The following is a 13,649-nucleotide window of genomic DNA, read 5'->3' as shown; positions in this document are numbered from 1 at the left end:
AGCGGCGCCGCCGCCGCTACATTCCGCTCAACCTCAGCACCACATCGCGCGTCAGCGGCGCGAGTTCGACGGAATTGGTCGAGCCGGGCTCAAGCCAGATGATCTCCTCGATCTCGGCGGCGGCTATCGGCTGGCTGTCGATGGAGAGCGCGAACAATTCCGCCTCGACCGTGCTGTCCGGCTCGTTGGCGGCCTTGGCCGAGAACAGGCCGAGCCGGGAGGTGGTGGCGGGGTCGATCGCCAATCCGAGTTCCTCGCGCAGTTCGCGCATCAGGGTGTCGAGCGGCGCCTCGCACGGCTCGATCTTGCCGCCGGGCTGCATGAAGGCGCTGGTGCCGCGCTTGCGCACCAGAAGCAGCCGGCCCGACGCATCCGCGATGACGCCGGCGGCGGCCCTTATCTTGCGGCTTTCGTGGCGGGTAGGATTCACGGTAGACTGTTCCGGCGGTCGTTCGGTGCAGAGCCTGCGGAAACGGAACCGCGATTCTCAGTTCGGAGACAAGCCATGTTCGCAGCCAAGGCCATCGACACTTCGGACAAGGCCGCGTTCTACCGCGATCTTGCCGCGCAACTGAAGGCGCTGCTCGAGGGCGAGGGCGACTCGATCGCCAATGCCGCCAACACCGCGGCGCTGATCTTCCAGATGGTGCCCGATCTCAACTGGGCGGGCTTCTATTTCCTGGCCTCGGACGAGGAATTGGTGCTGGGTCCGTTCCAGGGCAAGCCGGCCTGCGTGCGCATCGCCGTCGGCAAGGGCGTATGCGGCACGGCGGTCGACCTCGGCACTTCGATGCTGATCAAGGACGTGCACGATTTCCCCGGCCACATCGCCTGCGACGCCGATTCGCGTTCGGAACTGGTCGTGCTTCTCGAAGACGATGAAGGCGTCTTCGGCGTGCTCGATCTCGACAGCCCGCTGCCCGGCCGCTTCGACAAGGCGGACCAGGCCGGCATCGAAACACTGGCCGCGATCTACGTGGCGGCGAGTTCGTTCGAGGATTAAGGCGCTCAGCAAAAAGACCGACGGTCGGCCGTCGAGTTCCTTCGCCCCCTCTGTCCGGCAGGACAGGGGCGCCGTAGAGCGCTACCTTTGGGGCTCAGGCCAACTTCACCAGCATCAGGCTGAAGCCGCCGATGAATAGGAAGGCCGAGAAGGCGAGCGCCAGCGGGCGCAGGCCGCGCGAGCGCAGCTGCGAGATATCGGCCTGCAGGCCCATGGCGGCCAGCCCCATGGTCAGCATGATGGTGGTGGCGAGCGTCATCGCCGACTTCACTTCGGCGGGTATCGCGACAAGGCTGTTCAGAGCCACGACGGCGACGAAGGCGGCGACGAACCATGGCATGGGCGGGCGCGCCGCCTGCTGGTCGCTGCTGCTCTTGCGGCGCGCCATCAGGCCCAGCGCGATGACCATCGGCGCCAGCATGGCGACGCGGGTGAGCTTGGCGACGGTGGCGATCTCGCCCGACTGGGTGCCGTTCTGGAAGCCGGCGCCGATGACCTGCGCCACCTCATGGATCGAGGCGCCCACCCACAGGCCGAAAGCATGCTGGTCGAGGCCGAGCAGCGGCGCCAGCAGCGGGAAGCCGAGCATGGCGACGGTGCCGAACAAGGTGATCGAGGCGACGGCGTAGGTGACGTCCTCGTCGCGCGCGTCGGTGACGATGTTGGTGGCCACGATTGCCGAGGCACCGCAGATCGAGGTGCCGGCGGCGATCAGATGCGCCAGTTTCGCGTCGACGCCGATCAGCCGGCCGAGTGTGATGGTGAAGACGAAGGTGGCGCCAAGGGTGGCTGCCACGATGCCGACACCTCCGGCGCCGATCGACACCACCTGGCCGAGCGTCAGCTGGAAACCGAGCAGCACGATGGCGAAGCGCAGCAGCCGGCGCTGCGAAAACGCGATGCCGGCCTTGGCGTGCGCCGGCGTGCCGAGCACGTTGGAGTAGATCATGCCGGCGACGACGGCTATTATCATCGGGCTGAACAGGGCAAAGCCGGAGACGTTGTGGGCCGAGAAGGCCACCGCAGTGATCATCGCGACCAATATCACACCGGGCACGGGTCCGGCCTTGGTCGAGTCGAGCGCCTTGCGGCGCTGCGCGGGTTCGGCGGAAATCAGGCTTTTTGGAATATCGTTCGCAATGTGGGATAAGGAAGACAACGTCATGCTCCAGGCGACTTCGCCCGGGGAATGCCATTCCCCAACTAATCTTTCCAATGAATTATTTTCGTTAGAATGATCGATTTTTCAGGACGGTTTCCGGCTTGCGGACCAAAATGCCGTTGCAGGCCAAGGCCGGTATCGGCATGCAACTAATTGCGGCTGGTGACGCAGCGCGGCAAAGAGGCCTGGCACCGCCAGAAGATGGCTTGGCATTGGCTTGACGGGCCACTCATGCTGCGCCAGCTTGGCGCCATGTTCGTTCTTCCCCGCGCCAATGTCATGCGACGCCGAACCTGTACACTGCGAGGCGGCATGATTGCGCGACGACGAGGAGTGGCCCGTTAATTCCGGTTCGTTCTTCCCAGCCCCGCCCGCGCAACCGTCGGCGGGCTGTTCATGTCTGGAGCCCTCGATGAGCATCAATCCTTCCATCCAGTTCCGGCAGGCCGGGCCGGCGGACGCCGCAGCCATCCGGGACATCGTGCGCTTGGCCTATGCCAAATGGGTGCCGCTGATCGGCCGCGAACCGCTGCCCATGCGCGCCGACTACGACATAGCGGTTGCAGAGCATGAGTTCGACCTTGCGACCGAGCAGGGCGAAATCGTCGGCGCGATCGAAACCATGCCAGCCGACGATCATGTCTGGATCGAGAATGTCTGCGTGGCACCGCATGCGCAGGGAAGGGGGATCGGCCGGCTGTTGCTGGAGCGGGCTGAACGCAAGGCGGCCGAAGCGGGCCGCAACGAACTTCGCCTGCTGACCAATGGCGCCTTCGCGGCCAATGTGTCACTTTACAAGAGGCACGGCTATAGGATCGACCGGGAGGAGCCGTTCATGAACGGTACGACTGTCTATATGAGCAAGAGGCTCGCTGGATAGACCGCAATCGGAGTTCGACAATGGCTGCCAAAATCAGGCTGAAGCAACTGCCCGGGCTGTACGCGATTTCGCGGCTCGAGCCTGGAGCGAGCGTTCCCGGTTGGGCGGACGGGCCAGGCTTCGTCAGCATCACCAGAACCGAGGATGAACTTTCGATCGTCTGTCTGCAGGATCGCGTTCCAGATGGCGTCAAGCGGGATGACGAGTGGGTCGCCTTCAAGCTCCAAGGACCTTTCGCCTTCGACGAAACCGGCATCGTGTTGTCGGTCATCAGGCCACTGTCGGAAAACGAGCTGGGCATTTTCGTGGTGTCGACTTTCGACGGCGATCACCTGCTGGTGAAAGCCGCCGATCGGGTCGCGGCGACACGGCTTCTGGGCGAAGCCGGGCATACTCTGCTTTAACTCGTTCTATTCCAGCTATCGCCCGCCCGGCTGGTTCAACCGCTCGCGGCTCGCTCACCAGTTCGGGGTTGCGTTTGACAGTGCCGGTCGCGCATCGTTATTTCTAACCAGATATCACGCCGGACGGCTGTGCGGCGCCCCTCAGGAGAAATCATGTCACACAATCTGCAGTTCTACATCGATGGCGCGTGGGTCGATCCTGTCGTGCCCAACACGATCGATGTCATCGATCCGTCGAACGAAGATAGCTTCGCGCAAATTTCGCTTGGTTCCAAGGCCGACGTCGACAAGGCGGTGGTCGCCGCGAAGCGGGCCTTCGGCACATTCGGCTTCACCTCGGTCGAGGAACGGCTCGACATCCTCAACCGCGTCATCGAGGTCTACAAGAAGCGCAGCCAGGACCTTGCGCTCGCCGTGTCACGCGAGATGGGCGCGCCGCGCCGGATGGCGCTCGACAGCCAGGTCGGCATCGGGCTCGCGCATCTGGCCAAGATGGCGGAAGTACTGAAGAGCTTCCAGTTCCGGCAGGTCAAGGGCTCCTCGCTGATCGTCAAGGAGCCGATCGGCGTCGTCGGCCTGATCACGCCATGGAACTGGCCGCTGAACCAGATCACCTGCAAGGTGGGTCCGGCGCTTGCCGCCGGTTGCACCATGGTGCTGAAGCCATCCGAGATCGCGCCGCTCGACGCCATCATCTTCGCCGAGATCTTCGACGAGGCCGGCGTGCCGAAGGGCGTGTTCAACCTCGTCAATGGCGACGGCCCCGGCGTCGGCCAGGCGCTGTCCAGCCATCCCGATATCGACATGATGTCGTTCACCGGCTCCACCCGGGCCGGCATATTGGTGGCCAAGGCCGCCGCCGATACGGTCAAGCGCGTGCACCAGGAGCTTGGCGGCAAGTCGGCCAACATCCTGTTCCCGGATGTCGACCTCGCCACCGCCGTGACCAAGGGCGTCGCCGGCTGCTTCAGCAACAGCGGCCAGTCCTGCAACGCGCCAACCCGTATGTTCGTGCCACGCGACCGTCATGACGAGGCGGCTTCCTACGCCAAGGCGGCGGCGGAAAAGTTCGTGGTCGGCCCGGCCGACGCTCCCGGCACCAAGCTCGGCCCTGTCGTCAGCCAGGCCCAGTTCGACAAGATCCAGGACATGATCCAGAGCGGCATCGACGAGGGCGCCACGTTGGTCACGGGCGGCCCAGGCCGTCCGGCCGAACTCAACCGCGGCTACTATGTCAGGCCGACCGTGTTCGCCGATGTCACCCACGACATGCGCATCGCGCGCGAGGAGATTTTCGGGCCGGTGCTGGCGATCATGCCCTACGACACGGTCGAGCAGGCGGTCGAGCAGGCCAACGATACCGTCTACGGCCTTGCCTCCTATATCCAGGCCAAGGATATCCAGAAGGCGCGCGACGTCGCGGCGCGCATGCGCTCCGGCAACGTCTACATCAACTATCCCCAATGGGACGCCGGCCTGCCCTTCGGCGGCTACAAACAATCCGGCAACGGCCGCGAATACGCCGAATACGGGCTGGAGGATTTTCTGGAGATCAAGGGTATCGCGGGGTATGAGGCGGCGGAGTAGGCGGACAAGAGCCGCCCTCACAGAACCAGGGTTCCTCGCCCCCGCAAAGCGGGGGGAGGTGGCCGCGAAGCGGTCGGAGAGGGGGCTGCGGCGATGGAGGGTTTTCACGGCATATCCACGCCGCGCCATTCCCCCGCTCCGTCTCGGCTTCGCCGAGCCACCTCTCCCCCACCTTCGTAGGGGCGAGGAACCCTGGTCTGTTATGCCGCGCCACCTTTTTAGGTGGCCGCTCTGGCCCTGTTTCCTTGCCAATTGGCAAATACATGCTATATGTCTGCCAATAGCGGGAGCAGAAAATGCAGCTTCAGTCCATTGTCACCACGCCGGCCGCGGTCGGCAGCGCCATCTCGGATGAAGAGGCGGGCGCCCTGGCGCGCACCACGGTCAATCTGTTCAAGGCGTGGGGCCTCACCGACCTCGATGCCTGCATCCTGCTCGGCGGCATGTCGGCGCGCACCTGGGCGCGCTGGAAGGAAGGCGGCATCGGCCGGATCGACCGTGACCTGCGCACCCGCATGGCGCATCTGATGGGCATCCATAAGGGCTTGCGCTATCTCTTCACCGAGCCGGCGCGCGGCTATGCCTGGATCCGAAAACCCAACGCCACGTTCGGCGGCCAGTCGGCGCTCGACCTGATGCTGCGCGGCGAAATCTCCGACCTTGCCGCGATGCGCGAATGGCTCGACGCGGAGCGTGGTGCATGGTGAGTGGGCTCGCGGTCCGGCGCCGCGTCCACTGGCCCCAGACCTTCCGCATCATCCGCTCCATCCATCCGCCTATCGACCTCTTCGAGGACATTGCCGACCCGCGCGATTGGGAAGCGCTGGCCGCCGTCGAGGAGAAGACCAATCCGCGCATCCGGCTGGAACTCGGCGACCTCGGCAAGGTTCCTGCCGAAAGGCGGGTGTCCGGACCCGGCGCAAGTTTCGTGATGGCGCCCTTCGTGCATTGCTCGACCTTGCGGCCCGGGCGGTTTTCCGATGGCAGCTACGGCATCTACTATGCCGGCGACAGCGAGGAGGTGGCGCTGGCCGAAACCATCCACCACCACCAGAATTTTATGCGCGCCACCAAGGAGGAGCCGGGCTGGACCGCGGATTTCCGCGTGCTGATCGGCAGCGTCGATCGCGACCTCGATGACGTCAACGCGGTGCCCGGCGCGCTCGACCCGGACGACTACACCGCCTCGCAGGCCGAAGGCCGCGCCTTGCGTGCGGCCGGCAGCGACGGGCTGGTGTGGAACAGCGTGCGCATGCCAAGCGGGCAGTGCATCGGCATCTTCTGGCCGGATGCAATCACCGTTCCCGTCCAGGGGAGGCACTACAGCTACCACTGGGACGGCCGCCGCGTGGATTTCGTGCGCCAGCACGATACAGGCAAGGTGCTGGCGGTCACTTGAAGGCGGCGGCGCCGGTCAGTGCCGCAGGATCTTGCTCAGGAAGGCGCGGCTGCGATCGGTCCTGGGGTGCGAGAAGAACTCGTCGGGCGTGCCGCTTTCGACGATGGCGCCGGCATCCATGAACACCACGCGCTGGGCGACCTTGCGGGCAAAGCCCATCTCATGCGTCACCACCATCATGGTCATGCCTTCCTCGGCAACCGCGACCATGACGTCGAGCACTTCCGAAATCATCTCGGGGTCGAGCGCGGATGTCGGCTCGTCGAACAGCATGATCTTGGGGCGCATGCCGAGACAGCGGGCGATCGCCACGCGCTGCTGCTGTCCGCCTGAAAGCTGCGCAGGATAGGCGTTGACCTTGTCGGCAAGCCCGACCTTGGCCAGCAGTTCGCGGCCGGCCTGCTCGGCCTCGGCGCGCGGGATCTTGCGGACATGGATCGGCGCCAGCGTGACGTTTTCGAGCGCGGTCTTGTGCGGGTAGAGGTTGAAGGACTGGAAGACGAAGCCGATCTCGGTGCGCAGCTTCGTCATGTTGGTGGCGGGGTCGCCGAGCCGCTGGCCGTCGACGACAAGGTCGCCGTCCTTGATCGTCTCCAGCCCGTTGATGCAGCGGATAAGCGTGCTCTTGCCCGACCCGCTCGGGCCGCAGACGACGACCACTTCGCGCGGCTCGACGCTGAGCGTGATGTCCCTCAGCACGTTGAGCGGGCCGAACCATTTGTTGACGCCGCGAAAATCGATCATGCCCGTTTTGGTCATGTGGTCAGAACCTTTGGGTTCGATGTCATATCTGCACCTCGCCATGGGCGGCACCCATGCGCCGTTCGAGCCGGCGGGCGAGCATGATCAGCGGATAGCAGACGATGAAATAGCCGACGCCGACGAGGAAGAACACCAGCAGGCCGTTCGGCACGCGCTGCACCACCAGCCAGCCGACGCGGGTGAGGTCGGTCAGGCCGATCGCCGACACGACCGAAGAATCCTTGATCAGCAGCACATATTGCCCGACCAGCGGCGGCAGCACGATGCGCATCGCCTGGGGCAGCACCACCTGGCGCATGCGCTGCCAGCGCGACAGGCCGGACGCCAGTGCCGCCTCGACCTGGCCCGTCGGAACCGAACGAATGCCGGCGGCGACGATCTCGCAGATGAAGCAGGCGGCGAGGTTGGTCAGCGCGATGATGCCGGCGGTGAAGGCGTCGAGCTCGATGCCCAGCTCCGGCAAGATGAAGAAGATCAGGAATATCTGCACCAGGAACGGGGTGCCCCGGATGAGGTCTACCCAGGCACCGATCACGCCGGAGATCAACCGGTTGCCGCCGGTCCGCAAGATGCCGAGGCCGAAGCCGAGCAGGGTGCCCAGCACCAGGCTGATCAGCGACAGCACCACGGTCATGCCGAGGCCGCGCAGCGCCAGCGGACAGCTGCCCGCAAGGCTTTGCAACTGTTGCCAGATCATATGGGCGCTCCCGCCGAGCCGAGCCAGCGGCCGGAGAGGACCGCCAGCCCTTTGAGGCCGTAATAGAGCATGAGGTAGAAGGCGGCGATGGTGAGGAATCCTTCCGCCGGCATGAAACGGTCGGAGGCCAGCAACTGGCCGGCGCGCGTCAGCTCGGCAACCGAGATCAGCGACAGGAGCGCCGAATCCTTGACCAGCACGATCGCTTGTCCCAGTAGCGGCGGGATCGTCACCTTGAACGCCTGCGGCAAGACCACCAGGCGCATGCGCTGGACATAGGTCATGCCCGAAGCAACACTGGCCTCAACCTGGCCGCGCGGGATCGACAGGATGCCGGCGCGAATGATTTCAGCGACATAGGCGCCGCTGTTCAGCGATAGCGCGAGGATCCCGACGACGAGTTCGGGCAGCACGAAACCGAGGCGCGGCAGGCCGAAATAGAGAAAATAGAGCTGCGCCAGCAAGGGCGTGGCGCGTACGGCGTCGATATAGGCCTTGGCCGGCACCCGAAACAGCCAGCCGCGCTGCAGGTTCATCGCGCACAACAGGATGCCGACCGCGAGCGCGCCGAAAAAGGACAGCGCCGACAGCCACACGGTCGTGACCAGGCCCTGCCCGAACAGGGGCAGGTATTCGACGATGGTGCGGAAGCTGAAATTCTCGAGCATGGCCGTGAATGGTGGGTAGGGAATAGTGAGTAGTGAGTAGTGAGTAGGCAGGCGGATCCGGAATTCCCTATCCACTACTCACTAATTCGCTACTACTAATCCCTAATCCCTAATCCCTAATCAGTGATCTTTCTTCCAGTCTTCCGAATTGACCCAGTAGTCGAGGTTCTTCTGCAGGCGGCCGTCGATGGTGACCTGGTTGAGGAACAGGTTCATCCAGATCAGGAGATCCGGCTCGTCATAGCGGGTGGCGAAGGCAAGCGGCTCCTTCGAGAGGAGGTCCGGCATGATTGTGAAGGTCCCGGCCGGATAAGCCGTCGACTGGCCCTTGACCGCCGAGACGTCGTTGACGCCGCAATCGGCCTGGCCGTTGTTGACGGCGTCGAGCAGCAGCGGACCGCCGCCCTTGTAGCTCTTGATGTCGGCATCGGGGAAGGCTGCCTTGGCTTCCTTCTCGCCGGTGGCGCCGAGCAGCACGGCGATCTTGGTGCCCTTGGCCTTGCAGTCGTCGGCGGTCTTGAACTTGCCGTCGGCCTTGGTGAAGACGGTGCTGCCCGTATACATGTAAGGCGTGGTGAAGGCGACCTTCATGCCGCGTGCCAGCGTCGGCGTCATGTCGGCGACCAGAAGGTCGGCCTTGCCCGAAAGCAGCGCCGGGATCAGGCCGTCCCAGTCGAAGTCGAGGAAGGTGATCTTGACGCCCATTTCCTTGGCCATCAGTTCGGCCAGTTCCACCGAGCTGCCGGTGCGTTCGCCATTGGCGCCGACCAGCGAGAAGGGCGGTCCCTGTGTCTGCACGGCGACACGCAGTTCGCCGCGCTTGGTGATGTCGTCGAGCGATCCGGCGCTGGCGGCGGCGGTGAGGCCGGCCAGTGCGAGGCCGGCGATGAAAAGCTTGGCAATGTTCATTGGTTTCATTGGGCATTCCTCCTTTTGTCGTCTTGTTGTCCACCCTACAGGGTGCTTTTTGAGCGGCGGCGCCGTTGCCGGCGGCGGCCACCGTTCGAAAATCCGTCTCCTTAGTGCCGGGCCGCCGTTTCGGCGACCGCGATGCCGCGGCTGGCCAACGCGTCGAAGAAAGGCGCGTCCGGCACATGCAGCAGCGGGTTGAGCAGGCCGAGGCCCCCGAGAACCGCTATCCTCATGCCGGCTCCTTGCGAATGCTGTCGTCGGACCAGCAGCCTTCCGGCAAGCTGACCCATTTGTTGCAGGACGCCATGACGACGAAGGTCTCGCTGCGCACGACCTCGCCCGGCTCGCCGGCGCCCGGGATCAACTCGCTGGTGACGCGGTAGAGATCGGCGACGTCGCCGGCCACCGTCACGTCGACGATGATGTCGAAGCGCCCGGTGACGACCGAGGCCGAGTTGACGAAGGGCAGTTCGGAAATGCGCTGCGCCAGCTCGCGGGCGCGGCCGCGCCCTTGCGCGTTGATGCCGACGATGGCCGAGATCAGTTCGGGCCGCTCCGTCAGGTTCAGGAGCCCGACGATCTTGAGCAGGTTGCGGTCGAGCAGGTTGCGCAGCCGCGTGCGCACCGTCGGCACCGAGATCGCCAGAATCTCGGCGAGGCGGTTGATGCCCGGCTGCGCGTCCTGCGACAGCTGTTTGACCAGCCGTCGATCGGTCAGATCGAGATGTTCCCGCAAGTCCCCCGTCTTTCATAAAACGAAAAAAGCTAGGCGATTTTTTTGCCTATGTGCAAACAAGCTATTTCATGGACTCCTTAAAGGCAAGGCATGATTCCACGCGAATTCAGCATGTGGGCGGCGGCTTCACACCAGTGCGGCGACCAGCAGCTTGGCCTGCGGCGTCAACGTGTCGAAGCGGCGGGCGCAGAGATTGAGCTGGCGGGTTCCCCAGTCGTCCGTCAGCCGCAGGCTACGCAGGCTGGGCGCCGAGCGGCGCACGATGCTTTCCGGCACGATGGCGACGCCCGCGCCCTGGGCCACCAGCCTGCAGACATTGTCGAGGCCGGGCACGCGGATGCGAAAATGCATATGACCGCCAAGGCGCGCGGCCTGGCGGGAGATGTGCTCCTGCAAGGGATGGCCGGCGCTCAGGCCGACAAAGGTTTCACCGAGAATGTCGGCGAGGCCGGTCGCGCGGCCTTCGAGGCCGGGGCGGTTGCGCGAGGCGATCACCACCAGCCGGTCAACGAAGAACGGTTTCTGCTCGAGATGGGAAAGGCCGGCCCAGGTCGCGGCAATGCCAAGATCGGCGGCGCCGCTCGCCACCGCCTCGGCGATCTCGTGGCTGGGGCGCTCATCGAGGTCTATGTCGATGCCGGGATGCGCGACCAGAAAGGCCGGCAGCCTGTCGCGCAGAAGTTCGCTGGTGGCGGCCGTGTTGGCGAGCAGGCGGACCCGCGCGCGCAGGCCCGTGGCATAGGCGCCGAGCTCGCCGGCCATCGCCTCGATCTGGTTCTGCACCGCGCGCGCGTGGTGCAGCAGTGCCTGGCCGGCGGCGGTCGGCACCACGCCGCGCCGGCGGCGCTCCAGAAGCGGCGCGCCGAGCCTGTCCTCCATGCCCTTGATGCGGGCGCTGGCCGAGGCCAGCGCGAGGCCCGCGAGCTCGGCGCCATGGGTGATGCTGCCGCGCTCGGCGACCAGCAGGAACAGCCGGAGATCGACGAGGTCGAAGCGCATCTTTTTCCTCCCGCAAGACAGCCCGGGCGATGGCCGCTATCACGCGATCGATGGCGCAGCGGGCCGACCGGCTTGCGGCGCCAGCCTTCGCCTCAGCCGAAGGCTGGCGCCGCGATTTCCACATTGTGGGTGACGGCGAATTTCGTCAAACAGTTTCGGTGGAGGTCCAGGATGAGAAAACCAGCATCGAACCGGCAAGGGCTCGGCATCGCTGAAAGCGCGGCGATGCTGCTGGCGGTTGCCGTCGCCCTTCTGGCCGTGGCGCGCTCGGATTCCGGCATGCCAGGATGCGCCATGACATCTGCCCCTGTCAGCAGCGCCGCCGCCGGACCGGCGGGGCCGGCAGCGGGGATCGAGGCTGCCGACATGCTGCTCCATGATTGAGCCGCTGCCGGACACGCCATCATGCTGAGCGCCGCCGCCGTCGCCTGGATCTGCGCCGTCTTCCTTGCCGCCGGCTTCGTCAAGGGCGTGGTCGGGATGGGCCTGCCGACGGTGGCGATGGGCCTGCTGGCGGTGACCATGGCGCCGGCCGAGGCGGCCACGCTTCTGCTGATCCCGTCGCTGGCTACCAACCTGTGGCAATTATTCACCGGTCCTTCGTTCGGCGGGCTCGTCAGGCGGCTATGGACGATGATGGCCGGCGTGGTGATCGGCACCGTTGCCGGCGCCGGCGTGCTCACCGGCGCGCATACGGCGGCCGCGTCCGGCGCGCTCGGCGTGGCACTGATACTCTACGGCCTTCTCTGCCTCGCCAAGGCCGGCTTTTCGACGCCGCCACGCCACGAGGCCTTGCTATCGCCGCTGGTCGGGGTGGCGACCGGCCTGGTCACCGGCGCCACCGGCGTCTTCGTCATTCCGGCGGTGCCCTACCTGCAATCGCTGCGGCTGGGCAGGGAAGAACTGATCCAGGCGCTCGGCCTGTCCTTCACCGTGTCGACGGCGGCGCTGGCCATCGGGCTGTTCAGGGCCGGCGCCCTGGCCTCGCCCACGGCCGGGCTGGCGGGTTCGATCGCGGCGCTGGCGCCTGCGCTCGCCGGCATGGCTGTCGGCCAGGCGCTGCGCCGGCGCATGAGCGTCGAGACTTTTCGCAAAGTGTTCTTCGCCGGGCTCTTGGCGCTTGGATTTTATCTCATGGCCGAGGCGGCGTTCTGAGCGCCGCTTGCAGAGCGCCGACTGGCCGGACCCGGCCTACCGCACCACCAGGACCGGGATTTCGCTGTAGGATACGACTTCCGCCGTCTGGCTTCCCAGAAGCAGCCTGCCCAATCCGCGGCGGCCGTGCGAGGCCATGACGATCAGGTCGCAGCGTTCGGTCTGCGACAGTTCCAGGATCGCCTCGGCGGGCCTTCTGTCCTCGATGTGCACGACCTTGGCCGACACGCCCAGCCCCTCGGCGGAAGCCTTGCATTTGTCGAGCACCTCCTTGCCGTATTTGCGGGCTTCTTCCTGATAGGCGGCCAGCTCATCGCCCGCGGCGTAGCCGGCCATGGCGCCGCCCCAGGCGAAGATCGGGAATTGTTCCGAGACGGTGACGAAGGTCACGGCGGCGCCGAGGCCCTTTGCCAGCCCGAGGCCGTGGGCAACGCCCTTGTCGGCCAGTTCCGACCCGTCGGTGGCGATGAGCAGATGTTTGTACATGATGATCGTGACCTATCGTGCTTGGTGAACTATGGACCACACATAGTTATGCCCGGCGCCCAGTCATTGTGCCAATGCGGCGGGGATCAGGGCCAGGGAATGTGGTGGGCATTTCATGGACCGCACCCAAACGTTCCACCCCGGACTTTCGCGCCAGCTGGATTCCCCTTCGCCGCATCGTCCTCTAAGGTGCGGCAACTTCGAAAGGCCCGTCATGAGCAGTGCGTTTCCTCAAATCCATCTGGTCCGACATGGCGAGACGGCGTGGAGCCTGTCGGGCCAGCACACCGGCCGCACCGACATGCCGCTGACGGCAGCCGGCGAGGCGGCCGCGCGGGGTGTGGCGGATCGGCTGAAAGGCCTGCCGTTTTCGGCCGTGTGGTCGAGCCCCTCGCAACGCGCCTACAACACCAGCGTGCTTGCCGGATTCGGGGCGCAAAGCGTCAAGATGGACGACCTGCAGGAATGGGACTACGGCGCCTATGAGGGGCGTACCACCAGGGAAATCCTGGCCGAACGGCCGGGCTGGAACGTCTTTCGCGATGGCTGCCCGCAAGGCGAAACGGCGGCCGATGTGGGCGCCCGCGCCGACAGGATCATCGATCGCCTGCGCGAGGCCAACGCCGACACGCTGATCTTTTCCAGCGCGCACTTCCTGCGCGTGCTCACCGCCCGCTGGCTCGACTTGCCGCCGCAGGACGGCGCGCTGTTCGTGCTCGACACGGCCAGCATCAGCGTGCTCGGCTACGAGCATGACCTCGGCGAGCCGGTGGTGCGCAAGTGGAACGGGAAGTAGGGC

At 65.5% G+C, this 13,649-nt stretch carries 19 protein-coding genes; 9 read left to right on the top strand and 10 right to left on the bottom strand.

The window, feature by feature from the left end; all coding sequences use genetic code 11:
* Positions 1–16: 16 nt before the first annotated feature.
* Positions 17–430 carry an NUDIX domain-containing protein gene (locus FJ951_RS17415; protein ID WP_140516243.1) on the bottom strand — a complete coding sequence of 138 codons (414 nt, stop codon included), beginning with the start codon at positions 428–430 and terminating at the stop codon, positions 17–19.
* A 75-nt stretch (positions 431–505) separates the two neighbouring features.
* Between FJ951_RS17415 and FJ951_RS17410 the strand changes: the two genes are divergently transcribed.
* Positions 506–1,003: a GAF domain-containing protein gene (locus FJ951_RS17410; protein WP_140516241.1), complete on the top strand. Its 498-nt coding sequence runs from the start codon at positions 506–508 to the stop codon at positions 1,001–1,003.
* 94 nt (positions 1,004–1,097) lie between these two features.
* Here FJ951_RS17410 and FJ951_RS17405 read toward each other — a convergent pair whose 3' ends face one another.
* The gene (locus FJ951_RS17405; protein WP_140516240.1) at positions 1,098–2,162 is read right to left on the bottom strand and encodes a YeiH family protein; all 1,065 of its coding nucleotides are present in this window, start codon (positions 2,160–2,162) and stop codon (positions 1,098–1,100) included.
* Positions 2,163–2,577: 415 nt separating this feature from the next.
* On the opposite strand from FJ951_RS17405, the gene FJ951_RS17400 reads away from it, so the two are divergent.
* The 5 genes from FJ951_RS17400 (at position 2,578) to FJ951_RS17380 (ending at position 6,435) form a co-directional block, all read left to right on the top strand.
* Positions 2,578–3,045 (top strand): GNAT family N-acetyltransferase, encoded by a 468-nt coding sequence (locus FJ951_RS17400; RefSeq protein WP_140516238.1) that lies wholly within the window; start codon positions 2,578–2,580, stop codon positions 3,043–3,045.
* 20 nt (positions 3,046–3,065) lie between these two features.
* Positions 3,066–3,449, top strand: a complete 384-nt coding sequence (locus FJ951_RS17395) for an ACT domain-containing protein (protein WP_140516236.1) — start codon at positions 3,066–3,068, stop codon at positions 3,447–3,449.
* A gap of 153 nt (positions 3,450–3,602) precedes the next feature.
* Positions 3,603–5,036 carry an aldehyde dehydrogenase family protein gene (locus tag FJ951_RS17390; protein WP_140516235.1) on the top strand — a complete coding sequence of 478 codons (1,434 nt, stop codon included), beginning with the start codon at positions 3,603–3,605 and terminating at the stop codon, positions 5,034–5,036.
* A gap of 296 nt (positions 5,037–5,332) precedes the next feature.
* Positions 5,333–5,743: an MbcA/ParS/Xre antitoxin family protein gene (locus tag FJ951_RS17385; protein ID WP_140516233.1), complete on the top strand. Its 411-nt coding sequence runs from the start codon at positions 5,333–5,335 to the stop codon at positions 5,741–5,743.
* On the top strand, positions 5,737–6,435 hold the full coding sequence (locus tag FJ951_RS17380; RefSeq protein ID WP_140516231.1) for an RES family NAD+ phosphorylase: 699 nt from the start codon (positions 5,737–5,739) through the stop codon (positions 6,433–6,435). The genes FJ951_RS17385 and FJ951_RS17380 overlap by 7 nt, the downstream gene beginning before the upstream one ends.
* Positions 6,436–6,450: 15 nt before the next feature.
* Here FJ951_RS17380 and FJ951_RS17375 read toward each other — a convergent pair whose 3' ends face one another.
* The 7 genes from FJ951_RS17375 to FJ951_RS17350 form a co-directional block, all read right to left on the bottom strand.
* Positions 6,451–7,194: an amino acid ABC transporter ATP-binding protein gene (locus FJ951_RS17375; protein ID WP_140499166.1), complete on the bottom strand. Its 744-nt coding sequence runs from the start codon at positions 7,192–7,194 to the stop codon at positions 6,451–6,453.
* A 25-nt stretch (positions 7,195–7,219) separates the two neighbouring features.
* Entirely contained in the window at positions 7,220–7,894 is a 675-nt protein-coding gene (locus FJ951_RS17370) for an amino acid ABC transporter permease (protein WP_140516229.1), read from the bottom strand.
* Positions 7,891–8,562: an amino acid ABC transporter permease gene (locus FJ951_RS17365; protein WP_140516227.1), complete on the bottom strand. Its 672-nt coding sequence runs from the start codon at positions 8,560–8,562 to the stop codon at positions 7,891–7,893. Before FJ951_RS17365 ends, FJ951_RS17370 begins: the two co-directional genes overlap by 4 nt.
* Before the next feature lie 120 nt (positions 8,563–8,682).
* Positions 8,683–9,471 carry an ABC transporter substrate-binding protein gene (locus FJ951_RS17360; protein WP_140516312.1) on the bottom strand — a complete coding sequence of 263 codons (789 nt, stop codon included), beginning with the start codon at positions 9,469–9,471 and terminating at the stop codon, positions 8,683–8,685.
* Between the two features lie 110 nt (positions 9,472–9,581).
* Complete coding sequence (locus tag FJ951_RS29020) at positions 9,582–9,707, bottom strand: hypothetical protein (RefSeq protein ID WP_263486469.1); 126 nt, start codon at positions 9,705–9,707, stop codon at positions 9,582–9,584.
* Positions 9,704–10,210 (bottom strand): Lrp/AsnC family transcriptional regulator, encoded by a 507-nt coding sequence (locus tag FJ951_RS17355; RefSeq protein ID WP_140499160.1) that lies wholly within the window; start codon positions 10,208–10,210, stop codon positions 9,704–9,706. Before FJ951_RS17355 ends, FJ951_RS29020 begins: the two co-directional genes overlap by 4 nt.
* A 126-nt stretch (positions 10,211–10,336) precedes the next feature.
* A complete protein-coding gene (locus FJ951_RS17350) occupies positions 10,337–11,209 on the bottom strand; it encodes a LysR substrate-binding domain-containing protein (protein WP_140516225.1) in 873 nt (290 codons plus the stop codon).
* Positions 11,210–11,380: 171 nt separating this feature from the next.
* Here FJ951_RS17350 and FJ951_RS17345 point away from each other — a divergent pair, with 171 nt between their 5' ends.
* Positions 11,381–11,593 carry a hypothetical protein gene (locus FJ951_RS17345; protein WP_140516223.1) on the top strand — a complete coding sequence of 71 codons (213 nt, stop codon included), beginning with the start codon at positions 11,381–11,383 and terminating at the stop codon, positions 11,591–11,593.
* 21 nt (positions 11,594–11,614) lie between these two features.
* Positions 11,615–12,364, top strand: coding sequence for a sulfite exporter TauE/SafE family protein (locus FJ951_RS17340; protein WP_140516221.1), 750 nt, complete (start codon positions 11,615–11,617; stop codon positions 12,362–12,364).
* 36 nt (positions 12,365–12,400) lie between these two features.
* On the opposite strand, the gene FJ951_RS17335 is transcribed toward FJ951_RS17340, so the two are convergent.
* Entirely contained in the window at positions 12,401–12,850 is a 450-nt protein-coding gene (locus tag FJ951_RS17335; protein ID WP_140499152.1) for a universal stress protein, read from the bottom strand.
* 214 nt (positions 12,851–13,064) lie between these two features.
* On the opposite strand from FJ951_RS17335, the gene FJ951_RS17330 reads away from it, so the two are divergent.
* A complete protein-coding gene (locus tag FJ951_RS17330) occupies positions 13,065–13,646 on the top strand; it encodes a histidine phosphatase family protein (RefSeq protein WP_140516219.1) in 582 nt (193 codons plus the stop codon).
* Positions 13,647–13,649 lie beyond the last annotated feature (3 nt).

The sequence above is a fragment of the Mesorhizobium sp. B2-2-3 genome, from assembly GCF_006442405.1.
Lineage (GTDB): Bacteria > Pseudomonadota > Alphaproteobacteria > Rhizobiales > Rhizobiaceae > Mesorhizobium.
This window is presented reverse-complemented; position numbering and strand designations above follow the sequence as displayed.

What these genes read in the sequence shown, in the direction of transcription:
- FJ951_RS17410 (WP_140516241.1), top strand. Translation starts at nt 506, where the DNA reads ATGTTCGCAGCCAAGGCCATCGACACTTCGGACAAGGCCGCGTTCTAC.
- FJ951_RS17330 (WP_140516219.1), top strand. Translation starts at nt 13,065, where the DNA reads ATGAGCAGTGCGTTTCCTCAAATCCATCTGGTCCGACATGGCGAGACG.
- FJ951_RS17375 (WP_140499166.1), bottom strand. Translation starts at nt 7,194, where the DNA reads ATGACCAAAACGGGCATGATCGATTTTCGCGGCGTCAACAAATGGTTC.
- FJ951_RS17385 (WP_140516233.1), top strand. Translation starts at nt 5,333, where the DNA reads ATGCAGCTTCAGTCCATTGTCACCACGCCGGCCGCGGTCGGCAGCGCC.
- FJ951_RS17340 (WP_140516221.1), top strand. Translation starts at nt 11,615, where the DNA reads ATGCTGAGCGCCGCCGCCGTCGCCTGGATCTGCGCCGTCTTCCTTGCC.
- FJ951_RS29020 (WP_263486469.1), bottom strand. Translation starts at nt 9,707, where the DNA reads ATGAGGATAGCGGTTCTCGGGGGCCTCGGCCTGCTCAACCCGCTGCTG.
- FJ951_RS17400 (WP_140516238.1), top strand. Translation starts at nt 2,578, where the DNA reads ATGAGCATCAATCCTTCCATCCAGTTCCGGCAGGCCGGGCCGGCGGAC.
- FJ951_RS17360 (WP_140516312.1), bottom strand. Translation starts at nt 9,471, where the DNA reads ATGAACATTGCCAAGCTTTTCATCGCCGGCCTCGCACTGGCCGGCCTC.
- FJ951_RS17365 (WP_140516227.1), bottom strand. Translation starts at nt 8,562, where the DNA reads ATGCTCGAGAATTTCAGCTTCCGCACCATCGTCGAATACCTGCCCCTG.
- FJ951_RS17370 (WP_140516229.1), bottom strand. Translation starts at nt 7,894, where the DNA reads ATGATCTGGCAACAGTTGCAAAGCCTTGCGGGCAGCTGTCCGCTGGCG.
- FJ951_RS17350 (WP_140516225.1), bottom strand. Translation starts at nt 11,209, where the DNA reads ATGCGCTTCGACCTCGTCGATCTCCGGCTGTTCCTGCTGGTCGCCGAG.
- FJ951_RS17380 (WP_140516231.1), top strand. Translation starts at nt 5,737, where the DNA reads ATGGTGAGTGGGCTCGCGGTCCGGCGCCGCGTCCACTGGCCCCAGACC.
- FJ951_RS17395 (WP_140516236.1), top strand. Translation starts at nt 3,066, where the DNA reads ATGGCTGCCAAAATCAGGCTGAAGCAACTGCCCGGGCTGTACGCGATT.
- FJ951_RS17345 (WP_140516223.1), top strand. Translation starts at nt 11,381, where the DNA reads ATGAGAAAACCAGCATCGAACCGGCAAGGGCTCGGCATCGCTGAAAGC.
- FJ951_RS17335 (WP_140499152.1), bottom strand. Translation starts at nt 12,850, where the DNA reads ATGTACAAACATCTGCTCATCGCCACCGACGGGTCGGAACTGGCCGAC.
- FJ951_RS17390 (WP_140516235.1), top strand. Translation starts at nt 3,603, where the DNA reads ATGTCACACAATCTGCAGTTCTACATCGATGGCGCGTGGGTCGATCCT.